Source organism: Proteus alimentorum (genome assembly GCF_002607735.1).
Classification (GTDB): Bacteria; Pseudomonadota; Gammaproteobacteria; order Enterobacterales; family Enterobacteriaceae; genus Proteus; species Proteus alimentorum.
Genome location: NZ_NBVR01000013.1, coordinates 191839 through 199969, shown reverse-complemented (window position 1 = coordinate 199969; position 8131 = coordinate 191839). Strand labels below are relative to the sequence as shown.

Below are 8131 nucleotides of genomic sequence, written 5' to 3'. Positions count from 1 at the left end.
TCTGCGTTGTTGCGAGGAGGTGCATTCTACATCTTCCTCATTCAGTGTCAAGCGTTTATTTTCAAGGCTTTTCACTTTTTTCTTCGTTCTCTCGGCTAACTCACTTAGCGTGGTTTGCCGTGACAACGAGGGCGCATTATAGGGAGTTTTGTGAAGCTGGCAACACTTTTTTTGAGTTTTTTTACTGACCGTTGAATTTTCAATCAAATTGCACTTAAAGCGCCAGTTTTCTGAGCGATTCAAAGCCAAAACCCGCTAAAACAGGTTTTAATAATTCGCTATTCTCATCTTCTTTTAAGCAATAAGCGAAGCTAATTTCATTTGAACCTTTTATTTTCGCTTGATTTACGACCAACCACGCAGTTCTTCGTGCAATTGCAGCGCCAGAATCGATAATTCGTGTGCCATCAGGTAAAACAGAAAGAAGTTCATCCGCTAATAAAGGGAAATGAGTACAACCTAATACCACAGTATCCGGTGGCTCTTTCATTTTTAGCCAAGGTGTAAGGATTTTACGAAGCTCATCTAAAGAAACGGCTTCGCCATGAAGTTTTCTCTCAGCCAGTTCCACCAACTCAGCCGAACCTAAAGAGTGAACTTTGCAATCAGTCGCAAAGCGTTCAATAAGTTCATGAGTATAAGGACGTTTCACTGTTGCTCTTGTTGCTAATAACCCAACCACACCATTACAGGTTAATTTAGCCGCTGGCTTAATAGCAGGAACAACGCCCACGATAGGAATATCTGTAAATTTCTCACGCAAAGCAGGCAAGCTAACTGTACTTGCGGTATTACATGCAATCACAATCGCAGCAAGTTCATGTTTTTCTGCAATGGCGCTAACAATACGAACAACACGGTCAATAATGAATTCCTGTGGCTTTTCACCATAAGGAAACGCTTCATTATCGAAAACATAGATATAGTGAGCCTCCGGTAGTTTTTCACGGATCTCACGATAAACAGATAAACCGCCAACCCCTGAATCAAAAACTAATACAGTAGGGTTAGCGGTAGATAGTGCATCAGAAGTTGTAGCTTCCTGTAAGGAAGTATTCACGTCCTGGCGTGCGATAGCCATAAGCTGTCTCATAATCTTTATCAAACAGGTTGGCAATTCTACCACGAATTGAGAGATGGGATGTAATAGGATATGAAGCAGTTAAATCCCAAATACTGACTCCACCGAGTGAAACTGGCTTATAATCCATTATCGCAAGATCATATTTCCCATAATCTTTATCTGTACGTTGACCAATATATTGGTATGTCACCCCCATATCTAATTTTTCGACTTGCCAATCAAGCTGATATTTCACTTGCTGACGAGCACGACGATCAAGGCGTTGATGTGTTTCATCATTTCTTGCGTCTATATATTGGTAATTAAAAGTGTGATGAAAAATCCACGTATCCATTTCACCCGTAAATTCTGTACCTTTAATTAATGCCTCGCCAATATTATGACTTTTCCAACCTTGATTTGGATCTGACTGAATAAGATTATTAATTCGGTTTCTATATGCTGTTAATCGCCATGATAAAGGTCCCGTTAACCCTTCAAATCCCCCTTCCCACTGTTTGCTCTCTTCAGGTTGTAAATCTGGATTACTTCCCCATTCACTATAAAGTTGCATCAGTGTCGGTGCTTTAAATGCCGTACCATAGCCACCAATCACACGATAGCCCTCAACGAACTCCCACGCTAAGTTAGATTGCCATGTAGTGTGCCAGCCATATTCAGAGTGTTTATCAGAACGCACTGAAGCTTCTGCAATCACATCGCCTAATTTTTGCTGACCAGTAAGATAGAGCCCAGTATTGTCGGAATGTTCTTTATTAGGGAATCCATTAGATCCATCTTTAACAGATTGACGTTGCCAATCTACTCCACCACCTACACTGCCATTACCTAATAAAAGGTGATTGCCCCACTGCACATTATATTGTTCAGAATTGGTAAATCGGCTGCCTTTACCATAGCGACCTTGATGTGGATCGTAATCATAGTCTTTAGTGTAGTTATAACTGGTATTTAAAGAAGAAGAGTAGTTATCACGATGAAATTGCATACCTGCATCATAAGTGCGGCTAAACAGTGCGCGAGTATCAGCAATAATGGTATTATCGTTATAATCTGGTTCAGCATCATAAGCCGTACGATTATCAAAACCATAAGCCCGTGCAAATAAAGAAACGTTATCATTGATATCGTGATTAGCCCCTAACCACAGTGACTTATTCATAAAACCATCACGATCAGGTTGAGGATACCCACCTGTATTACCTCTCGCTTCTATATCATAGCCTTTGGTATAGAGATAACTACCTGCCACCGTTAGTGTTGTTTTATCACCGATTTTTTGTTTTACAGAGCCATCATATTCTTGATAACCATGAGAACCCATTGTGGCATTGAGAGTGCCACCTTCGTTTTCTCTTTCAGTTAGAATATTAATTACCCCACCAATCGCATCAGATCCATAAACCGAAGAGCGAGGTCCTCTTATATATTCAATACGTTGAACAAGAGAAAGGGGAATTTGGCTAATATCAGAACTACCAGACACATTAGCCTGATTTAAACGCACACCATCCACTAAAATAAGAACATGACGAGATTCAGATCCACGGACATAAATAGAACTCATCTGCCCTATTCCACCGTTTTGCCCAACATCAATCCCCGGCAATCGGCGTAATACATCAAGTACACTATTACTCTGCCAACGTTCGATTTGTTCACGTTCAACAACGGTTATCGGCGCTAAAATAGAAGAGTTAGGCTCTTGAAAGCGGTTTGCTGTTACGCTTAACGTATCACTGTTATTTGCAAACACACCAAAACTGCCCGCCATAACACTCAAAGCCACACTCGAAATGAAAAAAACTTTTTTATTATTCATGAAAATCTGCATCCAACAGAATAAGTAGCAGGATGCCGCCAAAATTAAATAAAGCGCGTATTTAATTTAAGATGCGACAGGTCTTCGGCAGGTCTTCGGACTTTAGGTTAAAGAAACAAATTTATGTCTTTAAGATAATGACTTCCCACGGCACTTATTTAAGTGCTTTGCAGTGTCTTTTATTATCCTTGATCCTATTACCGCTGCGCGTCAGTTCTGGCTTTGCACCAGATTCCCTTTTCACTCCTATTAGGAGACCGAATAACTATGCTACGATTTCAAATCTACTGAGTCCAGAAATTGAACATGAAGAATACTGGACATCTTCATGAGGATCTCTACAATTTCGCTCGCTTAACTTTATTACTGCCAAAAAAGGCGAGATACCATGCAGAATTCATTACCAACGCAAACATATCAGTCTCAACTGAATGAAAAAACACAACGTCTACAAACAATGATGGCTCCTTTTAATGCGCCTGAAGCAGAGGTTTTTTCATCACCAGAACAGCATTATCGTATGCGTGCGGAATTCCGTATCTGGCATGAAGAAGATTCTCTCTATCATATTATGTTTGATCAAGAGACTAAGCAGCGCATTCGTGTTGACCAATTTCCGGTTGCCAGCCAGCTTATTAATAAAATGATGATTGCCTTATTGGCAGAAATAAAAGATAAACCAACACTCAGAAAAAAACTGTTTCAGATTGATTATCTTTCTACGTTGAGTAATAAAATTATTGTCTCCCTGCTTTATCACAAAAAAATTGATGAAATCTGGCAACAAGAAGCAATGGCATTACGCCAATCATTAATTGATCAAGGTTTTGACGTTCAATTAATTGGGCGAGCTTATAAAACAAAAATTATGCTCGATAATGATTTTATTGATGAAGTGTTACCTGTCGCTGGCAAAGAGATGATTTATCGTCAAGTTGAAAATAGCTTCACGCAACCTAATGCGCAGGTCAATATTAAAATGTTGGAATGGGCATTAAAGGCAACGGAAAATGCAAAAGGCGATCTACTTGAACTATATTGCGGCAACGGTAACTTTTCATTAGCGCTGGCACGTAATTTTGATCGCGTACTCGCAACAGAAATTGCAAAACCGTCTGTTTATGCTGCGCAATATAATATTGCAATGAACCATATTGATAATGTGAAAATTATTCGTATGTCTGCAGAAGATTTTACTCAAGCAATGAATGGGGTGAGGGAATTTAAACGCCTAGAAGGGATTGATTTAAAAGATTACCAATGTGAAACCATTTTTGTTGACCCACCTCGTAGTGGTTTAGATGAGAAAACTATAGAACTGGTTAAAACTTACCCTAGCATTTTATACATTTCTTGTAACCCCGAAACACTGTGCCAAAATTTAGAAACCCTAATAAAAACGCATAAAATCATTAAATTAGCTTTATTCGATCAATTCCCATATACCCACCATATGGAATGCGGTGTGTTATTAGAACAAAGATAACGGCTTATTTTACTTGTTATAGATAAAAAATCGCCAATAACACGAATAAAAACAAAAACACCAGCAAGATAACTTGCTGGTGTCAAAATTTCGCTGTGTTTACAACAAAGAGATAAGTACAGACTAGTACTGTTCTGCTTGTGATGCTCTCTCAGCTTCTTCTGCCTGTATACGTAAGCGTTGACGCTGTTTGAACTGACGATAAATCCACAACGCAACAATAACAATACAAACGGAAGAGAAGAAATTTGAACCCCATTCAGGGTTAACGGTTCTGATGTAAGCGTTATAACCGAATAAGCCTAATAAAAAGAATGAAAAAATCAGCTTAGGCATACCATCGGTCATGGGTTGATTTAAATAGCGCTGATATAAACAGTAAACTGCCAAGATTAAACTGATGAGTGGAAAAATTGACCACGTCTCAATAAACGGGTTAAAAAGGCTTGAATAAGTACCATGTAAAGCGACACCAATGACTGCGGCAAGTAATAGCGTGCTTTTTTCACAGCGATTTTGTTCCATCATTTGTCTCCTTTCTGATGCGTTTTTTTCTTTATCTCTGGGTTATCTTGTAGAGGTATTTGCGTTTCTTGCTCACGTCGATACCAATAATAGGCACCCTTAGCAATCATTCGCAGTTGTATAACTAATCTTTCTTCTAATTGTTGACGCTTTTCAATATCGATATCCAGTGCTTCTGCGCCTGCACTAAATACAATAGTGACCATTGCTTCAGATTGCATTTCTGTAAAATAACGTGGCATATGGCTCTCTTGCTCAAGATAGTCTGCCAGTTCTGCAATAAAATGTTGGATCTCTCGTGCGACAGCCGCACGAAACTCAGCAGAAGTCCCAGAACGTTCACGAAGTAATAATCGAAACGCATTAGGATTATTGCCAATGAATTCCATAAAAGTTGCTACTGATGTTCTGATAACACTGCCACCTTTCGCAATACGTTGACGTGCTTGGCGCATTAATTGACGTAACATCAATCCACTTTCATCAACCATGGTGAGCCCAAGTTCATCCACATCTTTAAAATGACGATAAAATGAGGTGGGTGCAATACCCGCTTCTCTAGCCACTTCTCGTAAACTTAGACTTGTAAAACTACGCTCAGCACTCAGTTGGCTAAAAGCAGCTTCAATTAAAGAGCGACGGGTTTTTTCTTTTTGTTTAGCTCTGATGCCAATATTATTACTCACAGAAATCCTGATAATCCTAATTTGGTTTATACTCAATATATCAAACTTTGTTAAAAAAGCAGTGCGTACAATCATCTCTCAAGACACATTATTATAAAAACTCAATAAAGTGTGACTAATGCCCTTAATGTCAGTTGGGCTATTATTCATTCTAATGTTAATATAGCGTTGTCGTTTTGTATAAAACAGGTCTCTTCCTATGCAACATTCTCATTTCGATGCAATTGTGATCGGTTCAGGTCCTGGTGGTGAAGGCGCGGCCATGGGGCTTGTTAAACAAGGAAAACGCGTCGCAGTTATAGAACGCTATAACAAAGTCGGTGGGGGCTGTACTCACTGGGGAACCATTCCTTCAAAAGCCCTACGTCACGCAGTCAGTCGTATTATCGAATTTAACCAAAACCCGCTTTACAGTGACCAATCTCGCCTTATTAACTCCTCTTTCTCTCAAATACTTCGCCAAGCCAGTACCGTAATTAGTCAGCAGACTAAAATGCGTCAAGGTTTTTACGAGCGTAATAATTGTACGATGTATTCGGGTGAGGCTGCGTTTATTGACGAGCACAGGATCAGCGTACGTTATCCTGATGGTACTTGCGATATTCTTTCAGCTGATAGTTTTATTATTGCAACAGGCTCACGCCCTTATTGTCCGCCAGATGTCGATTTCTCTCATTCTCGTATTTATAACAGTGATACTATTCTCGATTTAGAGCATGAGCCTCACCATGTCATTATTTATGGTGCTGGTGTCATTGGTTGTGAATATGCCTCTATTTTTAGAGGATTAAGAGTAAAAGTAGACTTAATTAATACTCGAGATCATCTATTGTCATTCCTTGATCAAGAGATGTCTGATGCGCTTTCTTATCACTTCTGGAATAACGGCATTGTTATTCGTCATAATGAAGAATATGAAAGCATTGAAGGTGTCGATGATGGTGTTATTGTTCACCTAAAATCAGGTAAAAAAGTCAAAGCAGATTGCCTACTTTATGCGAATGGTCGAACAGGAAATACAGATACACTCGGCTTAGAGAACGTGGGTATTAAAACAGATAGTCGTGGGCAAGTTTCTGTTAATGCACATTACCAAACCCATTGTGAACACATTTATGCAGTTGGTGATGTGATTGGTTATCCAAGTCTGGCTTCTGCCGCCTATGATCAAGGTCGAATTGCAGCTTTGGCAATTACAACTGGAAAATCAGAAACACATTTAATTGAAGATATTCCAACGGGGATCTATACCATTCCTGAAATTAGTTCTGTTGGTAAAACAGAGCAGCAACTTACGGCAATGAAAATCCCGTATGAAGTGGGACGCTCTCAATTTAAACATCTAGCAAGAGCACAAATTGCAGGCATGAATGTAGGGAGTTTGAAAATTCTCTTCCACCGTGAAACCAAGCAAATTTTAGGTATTCACTGTTTCGGTGAGCGTGCGGCTGAAATTATTCACATTGGCCAAGCGATTATGGAGCAAAAAGGTGAAGGCAATACTATCGAGTATTTCGTTAATACTACCTTCAACTATCCAACAATGGCAGAAGCCTATCGTGTTGCTGCACTTAATGGTTTAAACCGCTTATTTTAATGCGTTTTGTTTTTCGGCATAAAATGCAGTCATATGCTCACGGATTGTCTCTGCTAACTGTTCATAACGATTACGCAAAGGTGAGCCGGGACGATAAACCAAAATAATAGAACGTGATGGATTGGGATCAGTACATTCTAGATAACAAACCCCATCACGTTTTTGTTCTTGAGGTACAGATAAATCAGGTAATAAGGTTATTCCACTACCGGCAGCGACCATATTACGCAAAGTCTCTAAACTCGTTGCTCTAAAATGAGTATCTTCTTTTGCACCCGCTTGGAAGCAGAATCCTAACGCTTGATCACGTAAACAGTGGCCATCTTCTAACATCAATAAACGCTGACCCGCTAAGTCGCCCATCGGTACAGATCCACGTTCATTCCATGGGTGTCCTTCATAAATGGCTAACTTCATTGGCTCTTCAAATAGAGGTACTTCAATAAACGGTGCGCTCTCTTTTACCATTGCTAAAATTGCACAATCGAGTTTTCCACTATCTAATTGAGCTAATAAGCTATGAGTCTGAGCTTCATGAAGATACATCTCTAACTTAGGGTAGTTTTTATGTAATTCAGGAATGATATGAGGCAATAAATAAGGACCAACAGTAGGAATAAGCCCAATATGTAAAGGCCCAGCCATACTTTCACCTTGCAATGAAGCCATTTCCTGTAGCACTTTGACTTCTCGTAAAACGGTTTTCGCTTGATCCACCAGCAACAAACCTTGTTGAGTAAACAGAACTTTACGGCTAGTTCTTTCAAGCAACATCACACCAAGTTCATCTTCAAGTTTACGAATTTGACCACTCAATGTCGGCTGACTCACATGGCAAGAATCTGCCGCACGACGAAAATGTTTATGCTCAGCTAGAGCCACCAGATATTCCAAGTCACGGATATTCATTGCAGATCCCACATTTATTGCT

At 39.6% G+C, this 8131-nt stretch carries 7 protein-coding genes and 1 riboswitch; of the genes, 2 read left to right on the top strand and 5 right to left on the bottom strand.

The annotated features are described in order from the left end of the window. Positions 1 to 214 precede the first annotated feature (214 nt). Both murI and btuB read right to left on the bottom strand, forming a co-directional pair. Positions 215 to 1081, bottom strand: coding sequence for a glutamate racemase (murI, locus tag B6258_RS02750; RefSeq protein WP_099073992.1), 867 nt, complete (start codon positions 1079 to 1081; stop codon positions 215 to 217). Beyond that, entirely contained in the window at positions 1026 to 2906 is a 1881-nt protein-coding gene (btuB, locus tag B6258_RS02745; protein ID WP_099073991.1) for a TonB-dependent vitamin B12 receptor BtuB, read from the bottom strand. The genes murI and btuB overlap by 56 nt, the downstream gene beginning before the upstream one ends. Before the next feature lie 69 nt (positions 2907 to 2975). After that, positions 2976 to 3183: riboswitch (cobalamin riboswitch) on the bottom strand. A 111-nt stretch (positions 3184 to 3294) separates the two neighbouring features. Between btuB and trmA the strand changes: the two genes are divergently transcribed. After that, entirely contained in the window at positions 3295 to 4392 is a 1098-nt protein-coding gene (gene trmA / locus B6258_RS02740; RefSeq protein WP_099073990.1) for a tRNA (uridine(54)-C5)-methyltransferase TrmA, read from the top strand. A gap of 123 nt (positions 4393 to 4515) precedes the next feature. Here trmA and B6258_RS02735 read toward each other — a convergent pair whose 3' ends face one another. Continuing rightward, a complete protein-coding gene (locus tag B6258_RS02735) occupies positions 4516 to 4917 on the bottom strand; it encodes a YijD family membrane protein (RefSeq protein WP_099073989.1) in 402 nt (133 codons plus the stop codon). Next, a complete protein-coding gene (gene fabR / locus B6258_RS02730) occupies positions 4917 to 5603 on the bottom strand; it encodes an HTH-type transcriptional repressor FabR (RefSeq protein ID WP_069366914.1) in 687 nt (228 codons plus the stop codon). The genes B6258_RS02735 and fabR overlap by 1 nt, the downstream gene beginning before the upstream one ends. A gap of 199 nt (positions 5604 to 5802) precedes the next feature. On the opposite strand from fabR, the gene sthA reads away from it, so the two are divergent. Beyond that, positions 5803 to 7200 (top strand): Si-specific NAD(P)(+) transhydrogenase, encoded by a 1398-nt coding sequence (sthA, locus tag B6258_RS02725; RefSeq protein ID WP_099073988.1) that lies wholly within the window; start codon positions 5803 to 5805, stop codon positions 7198 to 7200. Here sthA and oxyR read toward each other — a convergent pair. Beyond that, entirely contained in the window at positions 7192 to 8109 is a 918-nt protein-coding gene (oxyR, locus tag B6258_RS02720; RefSeq protein ID WP_099073987.1) for a DNA-binding transcriptional regulator OxyR, read from the bottom strand. The genes sthA and oxyR overlap by 9 nt on opposite strands. Positions 8110 to 8131: the final 22 nt, after the last annotated feature.

Coding starts and splice junctions, on each gene's coding strand:
- btuB (WP_099073991.1), bottom strand. CDS start 2,906: ATGAATAATAAAAAAGTTTTTTTCATTTCGAGTGTGGCTTTGAGTGTT.
- B6258_RS02735 (WP_099073989.1), bottom strand. CDS start 4,917: ATGGAACAAAATCGCTGTGAAAAAAGCACGCTATTACTTGCCGCAGTC.
- sthA (WP_099073988.1), top strand. CDS start 5,803: ATGCAACATTCTCATTTCGATGCAATTGTGATCGGTTCAGGTCCTGGT.
- murI (WP_099073992.1), bottom strand. CDS start 1,081: ATGGCTATCGCACGCCAGGACGTGAATACTTCCTTACAGGAAGCTACA.
- trmA (WP_099073990.1), top strand. CDS start 3,295: ATGCAGAATTCATTACCAACGCAAACATATCAGTCTCAACTGAATGAA.
- oxyR (WP_099073987.1), bottom strand. CDS start 8,109: ATGAATATCCGTGACTTGGAATATCTGGTGGCTCTAGCTGAGCATAAA.